The organism is Micromonospora narathiwatensis, assembly GCF_900089605.1.
GTDB lineage: Bacteria > Actinomycetota > Actinomycetes > Mycobacteriales > Micromonosporaceae > Micromonospora > Micromonospora narathiwatensis.
The window spans coordinates 687,366-707,901 of record NZ_LT594324.1 but is presented as its reverse complement, the minus strand read 5'-3'; the positions used below and the strand labels follow the sequence as shown (position 1 = coordinate 707,901).

Annotated in this window: 17 protein-coding genes; 10 read left to right on the top strand and 7 right to left on the bottom strand. The window is 73.8% G+C overall.

Annotated features, from left to right (window positions below):
- Positions 1–50: 50 nt before the first annotated feature.
- Positions 51–1,427, top strand: a complete 1,377-nt coding sequence (locus GA0070621_RS03180) for an O-antigen ligase family protein (protein WP_157739810.1) — start codon at positions 51–53, stop codon at positions 1,425–1,427.
- A 33-nt stretch (positions 1,428–1,460) separates the two neighbouring features.
- Here the strand turns inward: GA0070621_RS03180 and GA0070621_RS03175 are convergent, their stop codons facing one another.
- The 3 genes from GA0070621_RS03175 to glgC all read right to left on the bottom strand — a co-directional run bounded on the left by GA0070621_RS03175 (position 1,461) and on the right by glgC (position 5,781).
- Positions 1,461–2,786 (bottom strand): glycosyltransferase family protein, encoded by a 1,326-nt coding sequence (locus GA0070621_RS03175; protein ID WP_091191432.1) that lies wholly within the window; start codon positions 2,784–2,786, stop codon positions 1,461–1,463.
- Positions 2,787–2,876: 90 nt separating this feature from the next.
- The gene (gene pgm / locus GA0070621_RS03170) at positions 2,877–4,520 is read right to left on the bottom strand and encodes a phosphoglucomutase (alpha-D-glucose-1,6-bisphosphate-dependent) (protein WP_091191431.1); all 1,644 of its coding nucleotides are present in this window, start codon (positions 4,518–4,520) and stop codon (positions 2,877–2,879) included.
- Between the two features lie 28 nt (positions 4,521–4,548).
- Positions 4,549–5,781, bottom strand: a complete 1,233-nt coding sequence (gene glgC, locus GA0070621_RS03165; protein WP_091191429.1) for a glucose-1-phosphate adenylyltransferase — start codon at positions 5,779–5,781, stop codon at positions 4,549–4,551.
- 95 nt (positions 5,782–5,876) lie between these two features.
- On the opposite strand from glgC, the gene glgA reads away from it, so the two are divergent.
- The 3 genes from glgA to glgB are packed head-to-tail and all read left to right on the top strand — an operon-like array spanning position 5,877 to position 11,310.
- Positions 5,877–7,085 (top strand): glycogen synthase, encoded by a 1,209-nt coding sequence (glgA, locus tag GA0070621_RS03160; protein ID WP_091201941.1) that lies wholly within the window; start codon positions 5,877–5,879, stop codon positions 7,083–7,085.
- A 38-nt stretch (positions 7,086–7,123) separates the two neighbouring features.
- Positions 7,124–9,220 carry an alpha-1,4-glucan--maltose-1-phosphate maltosyltransferase gene (locus tag GA0070621_RS03155; protein ID WP_091191428.1) on the top strand — a complete coding sequence of 699 codons (2,097 nt, stop codon included), beginning with the start codon at positions 7,124–7,126 and terminating at the stop codon, positions 9,218–9,220.
- Positions 9,208–11,310, top strand: a complete 2,103-nt coding sequence (gene glgB, locus GA0070621_RS03150) for a 1,4-alpha-glucan branching protein GlgB (protein ID WP_091191426.1) — start codon at positions 9,208–9,210, stop codon at positions 11,308–11,310. Before GA0070621_RS03155 ends, glgB begins: the two co-directional genes overlap by 13 nt.
- 82 nt (positions 11,311–11,392) lie before the next feature.
- Here the strand turns inward: glgB and GA0070621_RS03145 are convergent, their stop codons facing one another.
- Positions 11,393–12,469: an App1 family protein gene (locus GA0070621_RS03145; RefSeq protein WP_091191424.1), complete on the bottom strand. Its 1,077-nt coding sequence runs from the start codon at positions 12,467–12,469 to the stop codon at positions 11,393–11,395.
- Positions 12,470–12,563: 94 nt separating this feature from the next.
- Here GA0070621_RS03145 and GA0070621_RS03140 point away from each other — a divergent pair, with 94 nt between their 5' ends.
- From GA0070621_RS03140 to GA0070621_RS03125, 4 genes are all read left to right on the top strand, one after another.
- The gene (locus GA0070621_RS03140) at positions 12,564–14,162 is read left to right on the top strand and encodes an ArnT family glycosyltransferase (protein ID WP_167666546.1); all 1,599 of its coding nucleotides are present in this window, start codon (positions 12,564–12,566) and stop codon (positions 14,160–14,162) included.
- 22 nt (positions 14,163–14,184) lie between these two features.
- On the top strand, positions 14,185–14,982 hold the full coding sequence (yaaA, locus tag GA0070621_RS03135) for a peroxide stress protein YaaA (protein WP_091191422.1): 798 nt from the start codon (positions 14,185–14,187) through the stop codon (positions 14,980–14,982).
- A 95-nt stretch (positions 14,983–15,077) separates the two neighbouring features.
- The gene (locus GA0070621_RS03130) at positions 15,078–15,749 is read left to right on the top strand and encodes a hypothetical protein (protein WP_091191421.1); all 672 of its coding nucleotides are present in this window, start codon (positions 15,078–15,080) and stop codon (positions 15,747–15,749) included.
- A 160-nt stretch (positions 15,750–15,909) separates the two neighbouring features.
- A complete protein-coding gene (locus tag GA0070621_RS03125; protein WP_091201936.1) occupies positions 15,910–16,812 on the top strand; it encodes a TAXI family TRAP transporter solute-binding subunit in 903 nt (300 codons plus the stop codon).
- A 6-nt stretch (positions 16,813–16,818) separates the two neighbouring features.
- On the opposite strand, the gene GA0070621_RS03120 is transcribed toward GA0070621_RS03125, so the two are convergent.
- The 3 genes from GA0070621_RS03120 to GA0070621_RS03110 all read right to left on the bottom strand — a co-directional run bounded on the left by GA0070621_RS03120 (position 16,819) and on the right by GA0070621_RS03110 (position 19,363).
- Positions 16,819–18,306, bottom strand: a complete 1,488-nt coding sequence (locus GA0070621_RS03120; RefSeq protein ID WP_091191418.1) for a sensor histidine kinase — start codon at positions 18,304–18,306, stop codon at positions 16,819–16,821.
- A gap of 10 nt (positions 18,307–18,316) precedes the next feature.
- Positions 18,317–18,973 (bottom strand): response regulator transcription factor, encoded by a 657-nt coding sequence (locus GA0070621_RS03115; RefSeq protein WP_091191416.1) that lies wholly within the window; start codon positions 18,971–18,973, stop codon positions 18,317–18,319.
- A 78-nt stretch (positions 18,974–19,051) separates the two neighbouring features.
- Positions 19,052–19,363, bottom strand: coding sequence for a hypothetical protein (locus GA0070621_RS03110; protein WP_091201934.1), 312 nt, complete (start codon positions 19,361–19,363; stop codon positions 19,052–19,054).
- A 108-nt stretch (positions 19,364–19,471) separates the two neighbouring features.
- Between GA0070621_RS03110 and GA0070621_RS03105 the strand changes: the two genes are divergently transcribed.
- Both GA0070621_RS03105 and GA0070621_RS03100 read left to right on the top strand, forming a co-directional pair.
- Positions 19,472–19,813, top strand: coding sequence for a DUF952 domain-containing protein (locus GA0070621_RS03105; protein ID WP_167666544.1), 342 nt, complete (start codon positions 19,472–19,474; stop codon positions 19,811–19,813).
- A 148-nt stretch (positions 19,814–19,961) separates the two neighbouring features.
- Complete coding sequence (locus GA0070621_RS03100; RefSeq protein ID WP_091191414.1) at positions 19,962–20,486, top strand: acyltransferase; 525 nt, start codon at positions 19,962–19,964, stop codon at positions 20,484–20,486.
- Positions 20,487–20,536: the final 50 nt, after the last annotated feature.

Below are 20,536 nucleotides of genomic sequence, written 5' to 3'. Positions count from 1 at the left end.
TCCCGTACGCGTAGCGTTATCCAGACAAGTCACCTGATTGGGGTACGTGAGTGACCGGTCCCACCCACCGCGCGGCACCTACCCGCCGCCGCTCCCCCGCACCGCACCGGTTCCGGGACGGCAGCCAGGCGACCGCGCCCCTGCGGGCCAGGGGGAACAGCGCGGTGGACCACGCGCCCGCCGCGCGCGTCCGGGAGTCCGCCGCTCACCAGGGGTGGGACGGTTCCGTGGCCCGGGGGGTGGCGTTGACGCTGCTGTGCACGGCCGCCTTCGTGGCTGCCTGGTCCCCGGCCCTGATGGAACGGGTGTGCGGTCCGGCGGCCCTGCTGGCCTACGTGTGCTGCGGCCGGCGCCCCCGCCCCAGGGCCGCCGACCTGCTCGCCGCCGCGCTCGCCGTCTGGGCGCTGACCATCCAGGCGTGGGCGCCGGAGCGGGCCGTCGCCTTCCGGTCCGCGTACCTGTACGCCGCCGCCTGCCTGATGTTCATCGCGGTCCGCCACGTGGTGCGGACCCGCTTCGCCTGGTTCCTGGTCGGCTACGCGGCCCTCGCCGGGTGCCTCGTCGCGACGGGAAAACTGCTCACCGGGACGGAAGCCGGCAACGTCCCGAGCCGGGACTCCATTTTCGACTTCAGCGTCCGGTACGGCATTGACGGAGTCAACTTCAACTACACCTCGTACACGCTGGTCACCGGGCTGGTGCTCGGCCTGGCGCTGCTGCTGCTCCGGCCGGCGACGCTGGCCGAGCGGCTCGGCATCGCCGCCGCGCTCCTTCTCATCGGCTACGGGGTGGTGCTCACCGGCACCCGTGCCTCCGTCATCGGCGTGCTGCTGGGGGTTTGCCTCCTGCTGCTCAGCCGGGTGGCGCCGAAGGTCGCCCGACTCGGCGCGGCCACGGTGACGCCCGCCGCGCTCATCCTGATCCCCCTCGGCCTCTACCAGCTGTTCAGCTCCGAGACGCTCTGGTTGGACGGACTCTTCGGGCGTCCGACCGGCGACCTGTCCGGCCGGACCGGGATCTGGCCTGTCGCGCTGACGTCGTGGTCCGAGTCCCTGCTGACCGGGGTCGGGCCGTCCATGTTCACCGCTCTCGGTCCGTTGGGCGTGGGCCCGCACAATCTCCTGCTGACCCTCGGCACCGACCTGGGCCTGATCGGGGTGCTGCTGTACGGAGGCGTGTTCGCCACCGCACTCGCCGCGCCGCTGCGGCACGCGAACCCGGTCTGCTGGGGGATCACCGGGATCTTCCTGGTGGCCCTGCTGCCGGTCTGGCTGACCGGGCACTGGGAGAAGTCGGTGCTGTGCTTCGCGGTGGCGGGACTGGTCTCGGTGGCCCCGCAGGTCGTCCGGCCGGCGACCCCCGGTCGACGAACCACTCCTGACCAACCTCGGCCGGTCGCCGAGTCGTTTGCCCCGAGCCGTCCCTGACCCCGGACGGAACCGACCGCGGCCACGGCGCGCTCAGGACCGGCGGGCGGCCCGGGCGAGTTCCGCGGCGAACCGCTCCGCGACCTGCTGCTGGCCGTGGCACAGCTTGGCGAACGCGTGACCGCTGTCGCCGAGCCGCTGCCGCAGTGCCGGGTCGGCGCACAACTGCGCGATCCGCACGGCCAGCAGTGTCGATTCCTCCGCACCGACGATCACCGCGGCACCGGCGCGCTGGAGGTGTCGCATGGACGCCAGTTCCGCCGGCCCGTGGGCCAGGACGGGGCGACCAGCCGCGAGATACTGGGGCAGCTTGGTGGAGACGGACAGCCTGGTGTAGCGGGCCGTGTCGGGCGCGAACGACTCGACGTGCACGAGGACGTCGGCGCCGGCCAGCACGCCGCCGACCTCGGTGCTGGCGACCGAATGCCCCAGCCGGACGGCGGACAGCGGGCGGAACGCGTCGCCGTACCGGGCGAGGTCCCGCTCGGGTGCGTGGACGGTGAGCCGCGCGGAGCCGGGTACCGCCGTCTCGAGGGCCCGACCGATCCGGGCGAGCGACTCCCACCGGCCCAGATGCAGCCCACCAACGTAGACGAACTCCACGACCTGCCGGCCGGTCGCGTCGACGCCGACCGGCCGGCTCTCCCGGTACTGGTCGAAGGCCGCCTGGTCGACGCAGTTCATGAACGCGGTGAACCGGATCCCGTAGCGCCCCTCGTACTCCCGGGCCATCTCATCGCCGATGCAGAGGCCGAAGGGAGCGCGGCGCACCACCTGTCGGATGGCCTCGGTCAGCCTCCACCGCCCCAGTCCGCCCAGATCCCGGGCGGCATAGAGCGTGCTCGGCCAGTCGTCCATGAAGTGGGGTACCACGGGTGCGCCGGTCACCTCGGCGAGGCGCCGGACCAGGGTCATCACCCGAACGCTGCCCAGCATCGAGTAGATGACGTCGGGCTGCTGCCGCACCGCCCACGACCGCAGGCCGCGCGGCACGTGGAGGGGCCGTACGTCAGCGGCCGCCCGCAGCTCGCGGTGGACCAGGCGCCGCCAACCGCCCCGGACCGCGTCCGGGGCGGCCGGGCCGGCACCGGCGGCCACCCGCCCGGGTACGCGCCCGCGCCGGACCAACCGGTCGACGATCGCGGGCCGGGGCGGGAAGAACCGGAAGGATCCGCAGACGTCGTTCGCCGGCGGAGTGGCCGCGCTGTGCACCTGGGCGAGCCGGTCCGCCGGCCAACCCCGGAACAGGTTGCTCAGGGTGATCCCGGTACCCGTGTGGTAGCTGAACGGCTCGGCACCGACCACCAGGACCCGCGGGTGGACCTCGGACGCCTCCCGTCCCGGCTGGTCGCTGGCCATCCGGTCCCCTCATCTCGACGAACCGTGACCGGACGCGGTCGCGGTCACCCGAGGTGACAACGAGGCGGGTACGCCGGGGTGACGGCGCGGTCAGGCCTGCTTGAGCACCTCGGCGACCAGGGCCTGCGCCTCCTCCTGGATCCGGGCGAGGTGCTCCGGACCCTGGAACGACTCGGCGTAGATCTTGTAGACGTCCTCGGTGCCGGACGGCCGGGCGGCGAACCAGCCCGACGCGGTGGTCACCTTGAGCCCGCCGATCGACGCGCCGTTGCCGGGGGCGGTGGTGAGGGTCGCCGTGATCGGCTCGCCGGCCAACTCGGTCGCCGTCACCTGCTCGGGTGACAGTTTGGCGAGGACGGCCTTCTCCGCCCGGCTGGCCGGGGCGTCGAGCCGGGCGTACGTGGGCGCGCCGAAGCGTTCGGCCAGTTCGGCCCAGTGCTGGCTCGGGGTCCGGCCGGTGCTGGCGATGATCTCGGCGGCGAGCAGGCAGAGCAGGATGCCGTCCTTGTCGGTGGTCCAGGTGCTCCCGTCCCGGCGCAGGAAGGACGCGCCGGCGCTCTCCTCGCCGCCGAAGCCGACCGCGCCGTCGAGCAGTCCGGGCACGAACCACTTGAAGCCGACCGGCACCTCCAGCAGCGGTCGGCCCAGGTCGGCGGCGACCCGATCGATCATGGACGAGGAGACCAGGGTCTTGCCGACCGCCGCGTCCGGGCCCCAGTCGGAGCGGGTACGGAACAGGTGGCCGATCGCCACGGCGAGGTAGTGGTTGGGGTTCATCAGGCCGCCGTCGGGGGTGACGATGCCGTGCCGGTCGGCGTCGGCGTCGTTGCCGGTGGAGACCTGGTACCGGTCGCGGGCGGCGATCAGCGAGGCCATCGCGTTCGGCGAGGAGCAGTCCATCCGGATCTTGCCGTCGCCGTCCAGGGTCATGAACCGCCAGGTCGGGTCGACCGTCGGGTTGATCACCGTGAGGTCGAGCCGGTGTCGCTCGGCGATCTCGCCCCAGTACGCCACGCTCGCCCCGCCCATCGGGTCCGCGCCGATCCGCACCCCGGCCCCGCGGATCGCGGCGATGTCCAGCACGGCCGGCAGGTCGTCGACGTACCGGGCGAGGAAGTCGTACTCCCCGGTGGTGTCGGCGGCGCGGGCCCGCGCGTACGGGATGCGCTGCACCTCCTTGAGCCCGGCGGCGAGGATGGTGTTCGCGCGGTCCTGGATCCACTTCGTGACGTCGGTGTCGGCCGGCCCGCCGTGGGTGGGGTTGTATTTGAAGCCGCCGTCGTCAGGCGGGTTGTGCGACGGGGTGATCACGATGCCGTCGGCGAGGCCGCCGGTGCGCCCACGGTTGTGGGTGAGGATCGCGTGCGACAGCGCGGGCGTCGGGGTGTAGCCGTCGCGGCTGTCCAGCAGCACGGTCACGCCGTTGGCGGCGAGCACCTCCAGGGCGTCGACCGCCGCCGGCGCGGAGAGGGCGTGGGTGTCCCGGGCCAGGAAGAGCGGCCCGTCCAGGCCCTGTTCGCGCCGGTAGTCGCAGAGCGCCTGGGTGACGGCGAGGATGTGGTCGGAGTTGAAGGCGTTGCGCAGGCTGGACCCGCGATGGCCGGAGGTGCCGAAGGAGACCTGCTGCGCCGGGTCACTCGGATCCGGGTGCTCGGCGTAGTAGGCGGTGACCAGCCGGGGTACGTCGACCAGGTCGGCGGGCTCGGCGGGCTGGCCGGCACGGGGATGGGCCACTGCGGGATCCTCCTCGAACTGCTGACGGTCAGGGCTCGACGCGCTGGCCCTTGCCGATGACGACGATGCCATTGTCGGAGACGGTGTAGCGCTGCCGGTCCTTCTCCAGGTCGACGCCGATCTCGGCGCCCTCCGGAACGTAGACGTTCTTGTCCAGGATGGCCCGCCGGACCACCGCGTGCCGGCCGATCTCGACACCCTCCATCAGCACCGCGCCGTCCACGTGCGCCCAGGAGTGGACCTTCACCTTCGGCGACACGATCGAGTTCTCCACCAGCGAGCCGGAGATCACCGACCCGGGCGAGACCATCGAGCTGACCGCCCGGCCGACCCGCTCGCCCCAGGCGTGCACGAACTTGGCCGGCGGGTACGGCGGCTGGTTGCTGTAGATCGGCCAGTCGAAGTTGTAGAGGTTGAACACCGGGTGGACGTTGATCAGGTCCATGTGGGCGTCGTAGAACGAGTCGAGCGTCCCCACGTCCCGCCAGTAGCCACGGTCCCGGTCGGTGCTGCCGGGCACCTCGTTGTCCCGGAAGTCGTAGACGTTGGCCTCGCCCCGCTCGACCAGCATCGGGATGATGCTGCCGCCCATGTCGTGCTTGCTGGTCTTGTCCTCGGCGTCGCGCTCGACGGCCTCGCAGAGCGCCTTGGTGGTGAAGACGTAGTTGCCCATCGAGGCGTAGATCTGGTCGGGCGCGTCGGGCAGCCCCACCGCGTCGGTGGGCTTCTCGCGGAACGCCCGGATCCGCCGACCGTCGGAGCCGACCTCGATCACGCCGAACTGGTTCGCGGTCGACAGCGGCTGGCGGATGCCCGCCACGGTGACGGCGGCGCCGGAGGCGATGTGGTCCTCCACCATCTGCCGCGGGTCCATCCGGTAGATGTGGTCGGCGCCGAAGACGATCACGTGGTCGGGCTGCTCGTCGTTGATCAGGTTGAAGCTCTGGTAGATCGCGTCGGCCGACCCGGCGAACCACCACGGGCCGCGGCGCTGCTGCGCCGGCACCGGGGTGACGTAGTTGCCGAGCATGGTCGACATGCGCCACGTCGTGGTGATGTGGCGGTCCAGCGAGTGGGACTTGTACTGGGTCAGCACGACAATCTTGAGAAAGCCGGCGTTCGCCAGGTTGGAGAGGACGAAGTCGACCATGCGGTACATCCCGCCGAAGGGGACGGCCGGCTTCGCGCGGTCGGTGGTGAGGGGCATCAGGCGCTTGCCCTCCCCACCGGCCAGGACGATCGCGAGCACCTTGGCAGCCATGCTCAGACGCTATCCGTCCCGCCCCGACAGCACCACTCGTACGGGCACAGTTCGGTAGCGCGTGCACCGCCGGCATCTGCACTATGGTGCCGGGCATGACGGATTCCGCCCGCCCGCGCGTCGACCTGCTCACCCGGGAGTACCCGCCGGAGGTGTACGGCGGGGCCGGGGTGCATGTCGAGTACCTGGCGCGCGAGCTGCGCCGCCTCGCCGACGTACGGGTGCACTGCTTCGGCGCGCCGCGCGACGAGCCGGGGGTCACCGCGTACGCCGAGCCGGTCGAGCTGGCCGGCGCGAACCCGGCGCTGCGGACCATGGGCGTCGACCTGGCGATGGCCGCCGACTGCGCCGGCACCGACGTGGTGCACAGCCACACCTGGTACGCCAACCTGGCCGGGCACACCGCGAAGCTGCTGCACGGGGTGCCGCACGTGGTCACCGCGCACAGCCTGGAGCCGCTGCGCCCGTGGAAGGCCGAGCAGCTCGGCGGCGGCTACGCGCTCTCCTCGTGGTGCGAGCGCACCGCGTACGAGGCCGCCGACGCGATCATCGCGGTGAGCGCGGGGATGCGGCGGGACGTGCTGGCCGCGTACCCGGCGGTGGACCCGGACCGGGTACGGGTGGTCCACAACGGTATCGACACCGCCCAGTACGCCCCGGACCACGGCACCGACGTGCTGGACCGGCTCGGCATCGACCCGTCCCGCCCGAGCGTGGTGTACGTCGGGCGGATCACCCGGCAGAAGGGGCTGCCGTACCTGCTACGGGCGGCCCGGGAGCTGCCCGCCGACACCCAGCTCGTGCTGCTCGCCGGCGCGCCGGACACCGCGGAGATCGCCGCCGAGGTGGAGGGGCTGGTCGCGGAGCTGCGGGCCACCCGTTCGGGCGTGGTCTGGGTGGCCGCGATGCTGCCCAAGCACGAGGTGATCCAGGTGCTCACCCACGCCACCATCTTCGCCTGCCCGTCGGTGTACGAGCCGATGGGCATCGTGAACCTGGAGGCAATGGCCTGCGAGACGGCCGTGGTGGCGACCGCCACCGGCGGCATCCCCGAGGTGGTCGCCGACGGCGAGACCGGGCTGCTGGTGCCGATCGAGCAGGCCGCCGACGGCACCGGGACGCCGCTGGACCCGCAACGGTTCGTGGCCGACCTGGCGGGTCGGATCAACGAGGTGCTGGCCGACCCGGCGCGGGCGGCCGAGTTCGGCCGGGCCGGACGGCGCCGGGCGGTAGAACACTTCTCCTGGGACACGATCGCCGCACGGACGCTGGAGGTGTACCGGTCGGTGGGCGCCGCCGGCTGACCCGAGCGCGAAGCGATCTCGCGCAGTAGGTTGAACCGGTGACTGGACGGTTTCCGATCGAAGACGTCTCCCCCGTCGTCTCCTGCGGTCGCTACCCGGCCAAGGCGGTCGTCGGCGAGGTCGTGCCGGTGTCGGCCCGCGCCTACCGCGAGGGGCACGACGCGCTCGGCTGCAACGTGGTCTGGCTGGGCCCGGACGGCGCGGCCCGCCCGTTCACCCGGATGCGCGCCGGCGAGCCCGGCCAGGACCGCTGGCACGCCGCCATCCGCCCGGACGCGGTGGGCGAGTGGCGGTTCACCGTGGAGGCGTTCCAGGACCCGTACCTGACCTGGCAGAACGCGGTCACCAAGAAGCTCGCCGCCGGCCAGGGCCCGGCCGAGCTGGCCAACGACCTGGCCGAGGGGGCCAGGGTGCTGGAGGCGGCCCTGGCGCTGGTGCCGGCGGCCGACCGGAAGCGGGTCCGGGCCGCGGTGGTCGCGCTGCGGGACGACGACCGCGAGCTGCCCCGGCGGGTCGGCCCGGCGCTCGATCTGGCCGCGCTGCTCTGGGACCACCCGGTCCGGGAGCTGGTCACCACCGGTGACGAGCACCGGCTCTGGGTGGACCGGCCCCGGGCGCTCTTCTCCGCCTGGTACGAGTTCTTCCCCCGCTCGGAGGGGGCGGTCCCGGCCACCGTGGACGCGCCGGCCCGGTCGGGCACCTTCCGCACCGCCGTCGACCGCCTGCCGGGCGTCGCGGCGATGGGCTTCGACGTGCTCTACCTGCCGCCGATCCACCCGATCGGCCGGATCAACCGCAAGGGCCGCAACAACTCGCTCACCGCCGACCCGGACGACGTCGGCTCGCCGTGGGCGATCGGCGCCGCCGAGGGCGGCCACGACGCCATCCACCCCGACCTGGGTACGCCGGCGGACTTCCGCGCGTTCCTCGCCGCCGCCGCCGGGCAGGGCCTGGAGGTGGCGATGGACCTGGCGTTGCAGTGCGCGCCGGACCACCCGTGGGTGACCGAGCACCCGGAGTGGTTCACCACCCGGGCCGACGGCAGCATCGCGTACGCGGAGAACCCGCCGAAGAAGTACCAGGACATCTACCCGGTCAACTTCGACAACGACCCGGAGGGCATCCGGGCGGAGATCCTGCGGGTGGTGCTGCACTGGGTCGGCGAGGGCGTGCGGATCTTCCGGGTGGACAACCCGCACACCAAGCCGTTCGACTTCTGGCACTGGCTGATCTGGCAGGTCAAGCAGGTCGAGCCGGACGTGCTCTTCCTCGCCGAGGCGTTCACCCGGCCGGCGATCATGCACGGGCTGGGCAAGATCGGCTTCACCCAGTCGTACACCTACTTCACCTGGCGCACCAGCGCGGTCGAGATGCGGGCGTACTGCGAGGAGCTGGTCGCGGCGGCCGACTACATGCGGCCCAACTTCTGGCCCAACACCCCGGACATCCTGCACGAGTCGTTGCAGCACGGCGGCCCGCCGATGTTCAAGATCCGGGCGGTGCTGGCCGCGCTGCTCTCCCCCTCCTGGGGCATGTACGCCGGCTACGAGCTGTTCGAGCACGTCGCCCGCCCCGGCGCCGAGGAGTACCTCGACAACGAGAAGTACGAGCTACGTCCCCGGGACTGGGCCGAGGCCCAGGCGCAGGGCCGCTCGCTCGCCCCGTTCATCGCCACCCTCAACCGGGTACGCCGCGACAACCCGGCCCTGCACCGGCTGCGCAACCTGCGCTTCCACGACGTCGACAACCCGGCACTGCTCTGCTGGTCCAAACACGACCCGGACACCGGCAACACGGTGCTCGTGATCTGCTCGTTCGACTCGCGCTCGGTGCAGTGGGGCAACACCACCCTCGACATGCCGGCGCTCGGCCTCGACTGGCACGAGCGGTTCACCGTGCACGACGAGCTGACCGGGACCAGCTACGACTGGGGGCAGCGCAACGCCGTCCGGCTCGACCCGTACCTGCAACCCGCGCACGTGTTCACCGTGCGGCGGCCCGCCCCGCCGGCCGTGCCCGAGCCGGTGGCCGCGGCGCCGGCGGAGCTGACCGTCGCCGCCGTACCCGCCGACCTCTCCGGCGGCACCGCCCCGACCGCACCCGCCCCGGAGGACGAGGCACGATGGACCAGCTGATCGCCGGCGAGGCGTACGACCCGCACGCCGTGCTCGGCGCGCATCCCGCCGACGGGCGCACCACCATCCGGACCATCCGCCGGGGCGCGGCCGACGTGGCGGTGCTGGTCGGCGACGAACGGCACCCGACGCGGCGGGTGCACGACGTCGGCGTCTTCGAGGCCGTGCTGCCCGGCGAGGTGCTCGACTACCGGGTCGAGGTCGACGGCACGGTGCACGACGACCCGTACCGTTTCCCGCCCACCCTCGGCGAGCTGGACCTGCACCTGATCGCCGAGGGGCGGCACGAGCGGCTCTGGGAGGCGCTCGGCGCCCGGGTCCTCGACGGGGGCGTGGCGTTCGCCGTCTGGGCGCCCAACGCCCGCGGGGTGCGGGTGGTCGGCGACTTCACCGGCTGGGGGCCGGACGACGGCTGGCCGATGCGCTCGCTCGGCGCGAGCGGCGTGTGGGAGATCTTCGTGCCGGGCGCGTCGGTCGGCGCCCGCTACAAGTACCGGATCCTCGGCGCCGACGGGCACTGGCGGGACAAGGCCGACCCCCTCGCGGCGCGGACCGAGGTGCCGCCGGCGACCGCCTCGGTGGTGCACCGCTCGACGTACGAGTGGGGCGACGCCGCCTGGCTGGCACGGCGGGCCCGGCAGCGGCCGCACCAGGAGCCGATGAGCGTCTACGAGGTGCACCTCGGTTCCTGGCGGCCCGGCCTCGGCTACCGCGAGTTGGCCGAGCAGCTCACCGCGTACGTGACCGAGCTGGGCTTCACCCACGTGGAGTTCCTGCCGGTGATGGAGCACCCGTTCGGCGGCTCGTGGGGCTACCAGGTCACCGGCTACTACGCCCCCACCGCCCGGTTCGGCGACCCGGACGAGTTCCGGCACCTGGTCGACCGGCTGCACTCCGCCGGCATCGGCGTGATCCTCGACTGGGTGCCCGCCCACTTCCCGAAGGACGACTGGGCGCTCGGCCGCTTCGACGGCACCCCGTTGTACGAGCACCCCGACCCGCGTCGCGGCGAGCACCCCGACTGGGGCACGTACGTCTTCGACTTCGGCCGCCGGGAGGTGCGCAACTTCCTGGTCGCCAACGCGCTCTACTGGCTGGACCAGTTCCACGTCGACGGGCTGCGGGTGGACGCGGTCGCCTCGATGCTCTATCTGGACTACTCGCGCCAAGAGGGGCAGTGGGTGCCCAACGTGCACGGCGGCCGGGAGAACCTGGAGGCCATCGCGTTCCTCCAGGAGGTCAACGCCACCGTCTACAAGCAGCACGCCGGGGTGGTGATGGTCGCCGAGGAGTCCACCGCCTGGCCCGGCGTGACCCGCCCGACCGGCGAGGGCGGGCTCGGCTTCGGCTTCAAGTGGAACATGGGCTGGATGCACGACACGCTGCTCTACACCTCGAAGGACCCGGTCTACCGGCAGCACCACCACCATCAGCTCACCTTCTCCCTGGCGTACGCCTGGAGCGAGAACTACGTGCTGCCGATCAGCCACGACGAGGTGGTGCACGGCAAGGGCTCCCTCGCGGCCAAGATGCCCGGCGACACCTGGCAGCGGCTGGCCAACGTACGGGCGCTGCTGGCGTACATGTGGGCGCACCCCGGCAAGCAACTGATCTTCATGGGCTGCGAGCTGGCCGACGACCGCGAGTGGAGCGAGGAACGCGGCCTCGACTGGTACCTGCTGCACGACCCCGCGCGGGCCGGCGTGCAACGCCTCGTCGGCGACCTGAACCGGATCTACCGCGCCTCCCCGGCGCTCTGGGCGCAGGACACCGAGCCGGCCGGCTTCCGCTGGATCGCCGGGGACGACGCCGCCAACAACACCGTGTCGTTCGTCCGCATCGCGCCCGACGGCCAGACCCTGGTCTGCGTGGCCAACTTCTCCGCGCTGCCGCTGGAGGGTTACCGGATCGGCCTGCCGGCCGGTGGCGCCTGGACCGAGGTGCTCAACACCGACTCCCACCACTACGGCGGGTCGGGCGTGGGCAACCTCGGCGCGGTGCACGTCGAGAGCGTGCCCTGGCACGGCATGCCGGCGTCCGCGGCGCTCCGGGTTCCGCCGCTCGGCGTGCTCTGGCTCTGCCGCGACTGAACCCGCCGGGCAGGTCGGTGATCTGGCGGTGTCCGGCACCGGTCGACACCGCAAGATCCCGGATCCGGGGTCGAGCGGGCGATCAGACCAGGCCCGCCTCGCGCAGCAGCTTCCACAGGCCGGCGCCGTCCGGGGCGGAGAGCCACTTCTGCCCCACCGGGCCGGCGGACGGGCGGCCCGCCGGGGCGGGCAGGCTACCGGCGAGCACCGACTGGGTGGGCGAGAGCCGGCGGATCGCGACCCCGGCCACGCTGTCCGGGTGCGCCGCCGCGAACTCGCGGTAGATCTCCTGGTCGTGCTGCCCGTCGTCGCCGATCAGCAGCCAGCGGACGTCCGGGAACTCCCGGGCCAGCCGGGCCAGGGTGGCCCGCTTGTGTTCCCTGCCGCTGCGGAACCACCGGTCGGCCGTCGGCCCCCAGTCGGTGAGCAGCAGCGGCCCCGCCGGGTAGAGGTGCCGGGAGAGGAACCGGGTGAGCGTCGGCGCGACGTTCCAGGCGCCGGTCGACAGATAGAAGACGGGGGCGCCGGGGTGGGCGGTGACCAGCCGCTCGTACAGCACCGCCATGCCGGGCACGGCGGCCCGGGCGTGCTCGTCGAGGACGAAGGTGTTCCAGGCGGCGAGCAGCGGCCGGGGCAGCGCGGTGACCATGACCGTGTCGTCGATGTCGGAGAGAATGCCGAACCGGACGTCCGGGTCGAGGACGCGGACCAGGGCCTCGACCGGCTCGGCGTCGGGCACGCTGAGGCGTACGCAGCCCCAGCCGGGGGTGAAGTCGGCCTCGATGACGGTGTCGACGAAGCCGCTGCGGTCGGCGGTCGCCTCCTGGCGTACGTCGCCGGCCTCGATGGTCACCTTTGCGTACTTGGCGGGCAGGGTGGCGAAGCTGCGCCAGCCGCGGACCTTCTCCGGCCGGGCCCGCTGCCGTACGTCGGGGCGGCCGAGCAGCACCCGGCAGAGCACCCGCGCCCAGCCCGGGGCGCCGTAGCCGGCGTACGCCACGATGTTGATCTTCCACCCGGTGCGACGCAGCCGGCGTTCCACCAGGCCGTGCACGGCGTCCTCGATCCGGGCGGCCCGGTGCAGCCGCGGCACGGCGAGTTCTCCGGCGGGTGTCGGTGGCACGGTGCCACCCTGCCACACCCGGCCGCACAGGGCCATGCGAGTCGACCTCGCCGATCCACCCCGGCGCAGGCCGCCCGCGTGACAGACTGCGGTCGCAGGCGACGACGGGGGCGTGGTCGTGGCGACACCAGTGCGGAGACCGGGGCGGTGGCGTCCGACGCTCGACCGCCCGGCATCGGTCGCGCTGCTGCTCGGTGTGGCCGGGGTCGGTTACCGGCTGGTCCTGCTGCTGCTCTCGCTGCCCGGCTCGAACAGCGACGAGGCGACCTTCGGCCTCGCCGCCCTGCACATCGCGACCAGGCACGAGCGGCCGATCTACCTGTACGGCCAGCGCTACATGGGCATGCTGGAGTCGTACCTGGCCGCCCCGCTGGTGGGCTGGGCCGGGCCGAGCTGGCCGGTGCTGCGGCTGCCGGTGCTCGCGCTGTACGCGGTCTTCCTCTGGTTGGCGTACCGGCTGACCCGCCGGCTGTTCTCCCCCTGGCTTGCCGTCTTCGTGGTCGGGCTGCTGGCGCTCGGCTCGGAGCGGGTGGTCCGCGACCAGCTCACCGTGGTGGGCGGGCGGCCGGAGGTGAAGCCGGCGGTGCTGGCGATGCTGCTGATCGCGGTGGCCCTCGGCGAGCGCCGGGTGCGGCGCCGCTGGCTGGCCATGGGCGTGTTCGGGCTGCTCGCCGGCCTGGCTCTGTGGTCGGACTGGCTGATCGTGCCCTACCTGGCGGTGGCCGGGCTGGTGCTGGTCTGGGCGGCGCCCCGGGATCTGCTCGGCTGGCCGGGGGTGCTGCTGGTGGCCGGGTTCCTGGCCGGGGCCGCCCCGATGATCAAGGACAACCTCACCGCCCCGCCCGGGCAGGACTCATGGTCGGTGTTCCAGCGGATCAGCACCCGGCCGGGCGCGCCGCCCTCCTGGTCGGAGCGGCTGCACGGCGGGCTGCTGGAGGGGGTGCCGCTGGCCGGTGGGCTCTGCCCGGCGGCCGGCTGCGCCCGCTGGCAGGAGTGGTTCGGGCCGCTCTACCTGGTGCTGCTGGTGGCCGCCGCCGTGCTCGGGCTGGTCACGTACCGGCGGGCCGTCGACGCCGCCGGCCGGGTCCGGGCGGTCGCGCGACTCGCCCTGGTCGTCGGCGCGGCGCTGACCCTGCTCGGGTACGTGCGCAGCGCCCTCTCCGCGGCCGACCCGATGGGCAACGCCCGTTACCTGTCGGTGCTGCAGATCTCGCTGCCGGTGGTGCTCTGGCCGCTCTGGCTGGCCGCCGCGCACGCCTGGCGGGGCCCGGCCGGCGTGGCGGCCCGGATCGGGGGCACTGCGGCGGGAGTCGTGCTGGCCGCGATCACCGCCGCGACCGTGGCGGCGACCGTGGCGTTCGTCGCCGACGTGCCGTCGATCCGGGCCGAGGAGCGGCGGGCCCGGGACCTGGCCGACACGGTCCGCCGGGCCGGCCTGCACGAGGTGTACGGGGACTACTGGACCTGCAATCGGATGATCTTCAACACCGGCGAGGCGGTGGTCTGCGGGGTGCTCGACGGCAACCTGACGCCGGGGCAGAACCGCTACCCGGCGTACTGGCGGCGGGTGGGGCGGGCGGAGCGGCCCGGGTACGTGTTCGCGGCCGGGTCGCCGGCGGAACGGCGGTTGCGCCTGCTGCTCGGCGACCAGGCCGACGCCGCCGTGGTCGCCGAGGTCGGCGAATACCGCGTCTACCACCCGCCGATCGCCCTCCGCCCGTGGCGCTGAACCCGGCCCGTACGCTGGGCCGATGCTCATCCTGCTGCCTCCGTCCGAGGGGAAGGCCGAGGCCGGCACCGGCCGCCGGCTGGACCTGTCGCGGCTCTCCCTGCCGGAGCTGACCCCGGCCCGGGACGAGGTGCTGACCGCCCTGGTCGCGCTCAGCGCCGGGCCGGACGAGGCGGCGGGCCGGGCCGCGCTGGGCCTGAGCGAGGGGCAGCGCGGCGAGCTGCGCCGCAACGCCCGGCTGCGCGAGGCGGCCACCGCGCCGGCCGCGCGGATCTACACCGGGGTGCTCTACGAGGCGCTCGACCTGGCCTCGCTGCCGCCGTCGGCGGAGCGGCTGGCCCGCCGCTGCGTACTGGTCAGCTCCGGTCTCTGGGGCGCGGTGCGCCTCACCGACCGGATCCCGCCCTACCGCTGCCCGGTCGGGGCGCGGCTGCCGGGGATCGGCGCGCTGTCGGCGTACTGGCGCCGGGCGCTGGCCCCGGCGATGGTGGCGGCGGCCGGCGACGGCCCGGTGCTGGACCTGCGCTCGGGCGCGTACGCGGCCACCTGGACGCCGCGCGGGGCTGTCGCGGAGCGGACGGTGGCGGTCCGCGTGCTGCACGAACGCGACGTCGACGGCGTGCCGACCCGGTCGGTGGTGAGCCATTTCAACAAGGCCACCAAGGGGCGGCTGGTCCGCGACCTGTTGACCGCCGGGGCCCGGCCGCGCTCCGCCGACGCCCTGATCGGGACGCTGCGGGACCTGAAGTACGCGGTGGAGGAGCAGCCGGGGGCAACCGGACGACCACGACAGCTCGACATCGTGGTGACGGAGCTGTAGCCGCAATTTTTCCTCAAGGCTCGGCCGCAGCGGTTTCGCGGTGCCGGCGGCGGGGGCCACGGTAGGAGCACCCCGATGTGACAAGGAGTCCTCCGATGGCCCCCGAGTCCACCACCCTGCTCGACCGGCTCCGCCCCTCGTCGCCGGCACCCGCACCGCTGGACTGGCCGACCCTGGCCGACGCGTTCGAGGTCGCCTGCCTGGTGCGGTGCACCCCGCCCCCGGCCACCGACACCCGCCGGCTGGACAGCGAGACGTACCGGGGCGGCACGGCCGAGTTCAACGGCGAGCACGCGGCGCACCGGATGCGCCAGCTGCTCGGCCGGCTCAGCGTGCCGGTGGAGCACGAGCTGGCCACCGGCGGCCTGCGCCGCCGCTACGAGTTGCACCGGCTGTGGGTGCCCCGGGAGCACCGGTCGGCGTACGCGGCCCTGCTGGAGAGCGGCTGGTGGCAGGGGCGCCGGGAGCTGCTCGGCGGCCCGGCGCCGGGCGCCTCCCGGACCCGGCGGATGTGGCGTGCCCGGCTGGCCGCCGCCGCCTGGCGCGCGGCGCTGCTGGCCGGTGGGCGGCACGTCCGCCGGCACTGTCTCGGCGTCCGGCTGGCCGACCGTGACCTGGCCGCGGTGCTGGTACGCGGCGCGGCGCTGCTGGAGGTCCCGGCGACGCTCCGACCGGGCGCCGGCTGCTTCCTGGTGAGCGTCGCCAACGGCCCGCACCGGATGCGGATCGTGGACAGCGCGGCCCTCCCGTCGGCGGCGGCCTGCTGAGCCGTACGCCCGCGGCGCCCCGGTTGAACCCGACCGGCGCGGCGGGCGGCTGACCAGCCCGGCTTGCGCGACGGGCGGTGCCCGTCGCACAGTGCAGCCCGTGAGCCGACACTGGACCGTGCGTGGCCGACGCCGCGCCGCCGCGCCGGTGGCCCTGGTGATGCTGCTGGTGTCGGCGCTCGCCGGGCTCACCGCCTGCCAGGACGAGCCGACCGAGCCGGTACGGATCCGGATCGCCACGGGCAGCCCGACCGCCGTCTACCACGCCTTCGGTCAGTCGCTGGCCGCCATTCTCAACCGGGAGCTGCCCGGGGTGCGGGCCAGCGTGGTGGTGACCGCCGCCTCCGCGCAGAACGTCCGGCTGGTCGGCTCCGGCGAGGCGGAGCTGGGCTTCACCCAGGCCGACGTGCTGCCGCCGCACGGCCCGGAGCATCCCGCCGTGCTCGCCGTGGCCCGCGTCTACGACGACCTGCTGCACCTGGTCACCACCGCCGGTGGCCCGGTGCGGACGCTGGCCGACCTGCGGGGGCGGCGGGTGTCGGTGGGCGCCGACGGCTCCGGTACGGAGATCACCGCGACCCGGCTGCTGGAGGTGGCCCAGTTGGGCGGCGACCGGGTACGCCAGGAGCACCTCGGCCTGGACGCCTCGTTGGCGGCGCTGCGCGCCGGCCGGATCGACGCGTTCTTCTTCTCCGGCGGGCTGCCGGTGCGGGGCGTCGCGGAGCTGGCCGACAGCACGGCCATCCGGATGATCGACCTGGGCGACTGGACCGAGCCGCTGCGCCGCGGGTACGGGCAGGTCTACGTGACCCGGGACATCCCCCGCTCGGTGTACGGAGTGGACCCGGTCAGCACGGTGGCCAACCCCAACTACCTGATCGTCCGCGCGGACCTGCCGGAGGCCCTGGTGCGGGACGTGACCCGGCTGTTGATGGAGCGTCGGGAGGAACTGGCCGCCACCCATCCGGCGGCCGGCCGGATGAGTCCCCGGTCGGCGATCGCCACCACCCCGCTGCCGCTGCATCCCGGCGCGGCCGACTGGTACCGGTCGACGAAGCCCTGACCCCGGTCAGGCCCGCCCCGCGTCGGCGGCGCGCGGCTCGACGGCGGGTGAGTCGACGGCCACCGACTCGACGGCCACCGGCTCCACGACGACCGACGCGGCGGTGACCGACGCGACGCGCAGGTCCCCCGGTGCCGGGAACCAGACCTCGGCGACCAGGCCCCGGGGCTGGTTCTGGCGCATCGTCAGCCGGCCGTCGGAGGCGTCGACCAGCACCGCGACGATGGTCAGCCCCAGGCCGGCGCCGTCGACGTTCTGCACGTCCGGTGCCCGCCAGAACCGCTCGGTGGCCTGGTCGATCTGGCTGGTCGTCATGCCGGGTCCGGTGTCCCGCACCTGGAGCACCGTGCCGCCCTCGGCCACGCGTACGGTCACGGTCACCTCTCCCCCGGCGCCGCTGAACTTGACCGCGTTGTCGATCAGCGCGTCGAGCGTCTGGTCGATGGCGGTCGGCACGGTCCGGGCGTACGTGGGAGCGTCGGCGGTGTCCAGCCGCAGGACGACCGACCGGTGCCGGGCCAGCGGCTGCCAGGCGGCCACCCGGGAGGCGGCCACCTCGGCGGCGTCGACGGCGACCCGCTGGTTCTCCGCGCGTTCGGCCCGAGCCAGAGTGAGCAGCGCGTCGAGCAGCGTGGCCAGCCGGTCCGTCTCCTCCAGCGCGAGCCGGTGCTCGGCGCGGCCGTCGGCACCGGTCAGGCTCGGCCCCAACTCCTCCACCCGCAGCCGCAACGCGGTCAGCGGGTTGCGCAACTGGTGGCTGGCGTGCGCCACGAACGCCCGCTGCCGGTCCATCACGTCGGAGACCGCGTCGGCCATGTTGTTGAAGCTGGCGGCGAGCCGGCGCAGCTCCGGCGGGCCGAGCCGGGGGCGTACCCGGGCGGTGCGGTCGCCCTCGGCGATCTCATGGGTCACCGCGTCCAGTTCGGTGACCGGGCGCAGCACCCAACCGGCCAGCCCGAACGCGGTGGAGACACAGGCCAGCACCGCGAGCAGGCCGATCGCCGCGAGCAGCAGCCACCAGGCGGCGACGGTACGTCGCACCTTGCCCGCCGGGGTGGCCGTCACCACCGCCCCGAGCACCTCGCCGCCGTCGTTGATCGGAACCGCCACCACCAGCGGCCCGGCCATCCACGGCCACACCGAGTCCGGCCCGCTGAACTGCTGCCCGGCCAGCGCGATGTCCAGGGCCACGGTGGTGCCCGGGCCGGGCGCCCAGCTCGCCGAGGCGACCACGGTGTGCCGGTCCCGGTCGACCACGGCCGCGCCGACGCCGTACAGGTCGTCGTAGGCGGCCAGTTCCCCGTCGAGCGGTCCGGACCCGCCGCCGCGCAGCGCCGGGTTGGCGAGCGAGGCGAACCGGGTGGCGTCGGCGAGCCGGTCGGCCCGGACCCGGTCGGTCTCCCGGGTGGCCAGGGTGGCCGCCAGGGGTGTCTCCAGGGCAAACAGCACCAGCACCATCAGGAGCAGATAACTGATCACCAGCCGGCGGCGCACCCCGGACTCCTCACTCGCCGCGGAGCCGGTAGCCGACCCCGCGTACGGTCTCCACCAGCGTCGGGTCGCCGAGCTTGCCGCGCAGCGATCCGACGTGCACCTCCATGGTGTGCCGGTCGGCCCAGGTGGTGCCCCAGACGTCCAGCAGGATCCGGTCCCGGGACACCGCCACGCCGGGCTGCCGGGCCAGGGAGACCAGGATGTCGAACTCCTTGCGGGTCAGCGTCACCGGCCGACCGGCCACGCTGACCGTCCGGCCGCCGACGTCGATGCGGACCAGGCCCGCCTCGATGAGGTTCCGTTCCGGCGCGGCGTGCGCGGTCCGGCGCAGCACCGCCTCGATCCGTGCCTGGAGCTCCACCATGGAGAACGGCTTGACCACGTAGTCGTCGGCGCCCAGCCGCAGGCCGAGCACCCGGTCGCGTTCCTCCCCCCGGGCGGTCACCGCGATGATGCCGAGCTGGCTGCTGCGCCGGCGCAGTTCCCGGCACAGGTCGGTGCCGTCCCCGTCGGGCAGGGTCAGGTCGAGCAGCACCAGGTCGCAGGGGGCGGCGGAGAGTGCGGCCTCGACGGTGGCCGCGTGCTCCACCTCGTAGCCGCGCCGGGTCAACGCGGACGACAGGGCGGCGGCCACCCGACGATCGTCCTCGACCAGGAGGATCCGCACCCGTGCCCCCAATCCGCTCGACGTACTGCCCTGCGAATGGTGGCAGAAGTGCCGGCGGGACGGGAATGCCCGGGCCGGTCAGAGACCGAAGACCTCGTCGGCCGTCGCGTCGCGGACGCCGTCGACGAAACCCCGGAAGCCCGGGTCGGCGTGGCTGGCCGGCACGCTCGTCACGTTCTCGCCGGTGGCCTGCGTGACGGCGTCGAGCAGCGGCGGGTAGTCCGTCTCCGAGTCGCCGAACGTGTCGTCGTCCGCCTGACCGAGGTTGATCACGTGCTGGACGTCCTCGCTGGGGGTGTCCGGGTCGCCCGCCCACTCGGTGCCGGCCTGGTAGCACTCGTCGTAGACGGCCCGCTGGCCGTCGGTCCAGTCGTCGTCGTAGCTCTGCATCGCCATCCCTCCGGGCGCCTCCACCCGAGCATGCCCGCTTCCGGCGCGCGGGCGCGGGCGTACGCGGGAACCGGCCCGCCGCGACCGGCGGCGCCGCCCTAGGCTGCGATGGTGATCTACAAGATTCTCGCCGACGACGAGTGGGAGCAGGCGCGGGCGGTGGGGCGGTTCACCGGCACCGCGCTGGACCTGCGGGACGGGTTCGTCCATCTCTCCGGGGCCGACCAGGTGGTGGAGACGGCCCGACGGCACTTCGCCGGGGTCACCGGCCTCACCCTGCTCACCGTGGACCCGGGCCGGCTCGGTGACGCGCTGCGCTGGGAGGCGTCCCGGGGTGGGGCGCTCTTCCCGCACCTGTACGCGGCGCTGCCGGTCGACGCGGTGGTGGCGGCACACCCGCTGCCGACGGACCGACCTGCCGCCGACGCGGTGGCGGAACTGCTGGACTGACGGATCGATATGCTGCGTCGAGCCCGTGCCGGCACCGGGAGCCCGGGGCGGCCGGGCGGTCCTGACCCGGGCGGGCGCGGCGCTGAGCCGCCGCGACACCCTGGCACCGACGGCGCGACGACGCGCCCTGCGACGAGGCGAGTTTGAGATGACTGACACCATCTTCGTCCACCCGACGGCCGACGTGGAGGAGGGCGCGAAGGTCGGCGACGGCACCAAGGTCTGGCACCTGGCGCACATCCGGTCCAGCGCGCAGGTCGGCGCCGGCTGCGTGATCGGCCGCAACGTGTACGTCGACGCGAACGTCACCGTCGGCGACCGCGTGAAGATCCAGAACAACGTCTCGGTCTACCAGGGCGTCACCATCGAGGACGAGGTCTTCGTGGGCCCGTCCGCGGTGTTCACCAACGACTTCCGCCCGCGGGCCCAGAACCCGGACTGGACGATCACCCCGACCCTGGTCCGGCGGGGCGCCTCGATCGGCGCCAACGCCACCCTGGTCTGCGGCATCGAGGTCGGCGAGTACGCGATGATCGCCGCCGGCTCGGTGGTGACGAAGGACGTGCAGCCGTACCAGCTGGTGGCCGGCAACCCGGCCCGGCCCAAGGGCTGGGTCGACGAGAAGGGCGAGGTCGTCTCCCGCGACGTCGACACGCCGCCGCAGCGGGGCTGAGCACGCGCCGGGGGCGACAGCCGGGTCGGCCGTCGCCCCCGTGGCACCAC

Coding starts and splice junctions, on each gene's coding strand:
- GA0070621_RS03175 (WP_091191432.1), bottom strand. CDS start 2,786: ATGGCCAGCGACCAGCCGGGACGGGAGGCGTCCGAGGTCCACCCGCGG.
- glgC (WP_091191429.1), bottom strand. CDS start 5,781: ATGGCTGCCAAGGTGCTCGCGATCGTCCTGGCCGGTGGGGAGGGCAAG.
- glgA (WP_091201941.1), top strand. CDS start 5,877: ATGACGGATTCCGCCCGCCCGCGCGTCGACCTGCTCACCCGGGAGTAC.
- glgB (WP_091191426.1), top strand. CDS start 9,208: ATGGACCAGCTGATCGCCGGCGAGGCGTACGACCCGCACGCCGTGCTC.
- GA0070621_RS03145 (WP_091191424.1), bottom strand. CDS start 12,469: ATGGCCCTGTGCGGCCGGGTGTGGCAGGGTGGCACCGTGCCACCGACA.
- yaaA (WP_091191422.1), top strand. CDS start 14,185: ATGCTCATCCTGCTGCCTCCGTCCGAGGGGAAGGCCGAGGCCGGCACC.
- GA0070621_RS03130 (WP_091191421.1), top strand. CDS start 15,078: ATGGCCCCCGAGTCCACCACCCTGCTCGACCGGCTCCGCCCCTCGTCG.
- GA0070621_RS03125 (WP_091201936.1), top strand. CDS start 15,910: ATGCTGCTGGTGTCGGCGCTCGCCGGGCTCACCGCCTGCCAGGACGAG.
- GA0070621_RS03110 (WP_091201934.1), bottom strand. CDS start 19,363: ATGCAGAGCTACGACGACGACTGGACCGACGGCCAGCGGGCCGTCTAC.
- GA0070621_RS03105 (WP_167666544.1), top strand. CDS start 19,472: ATGGTGATCTACAAGATTCTCGCCGACGACGAGTGGGAGCAGGCGCGG.
- GA0070621_RS03100 (WP_091191414.1), top strand. CDS start 19,962: ATGACTGACACCATCTTCGTCCACCCGACGGCCGACGTGGAGGAGGGC.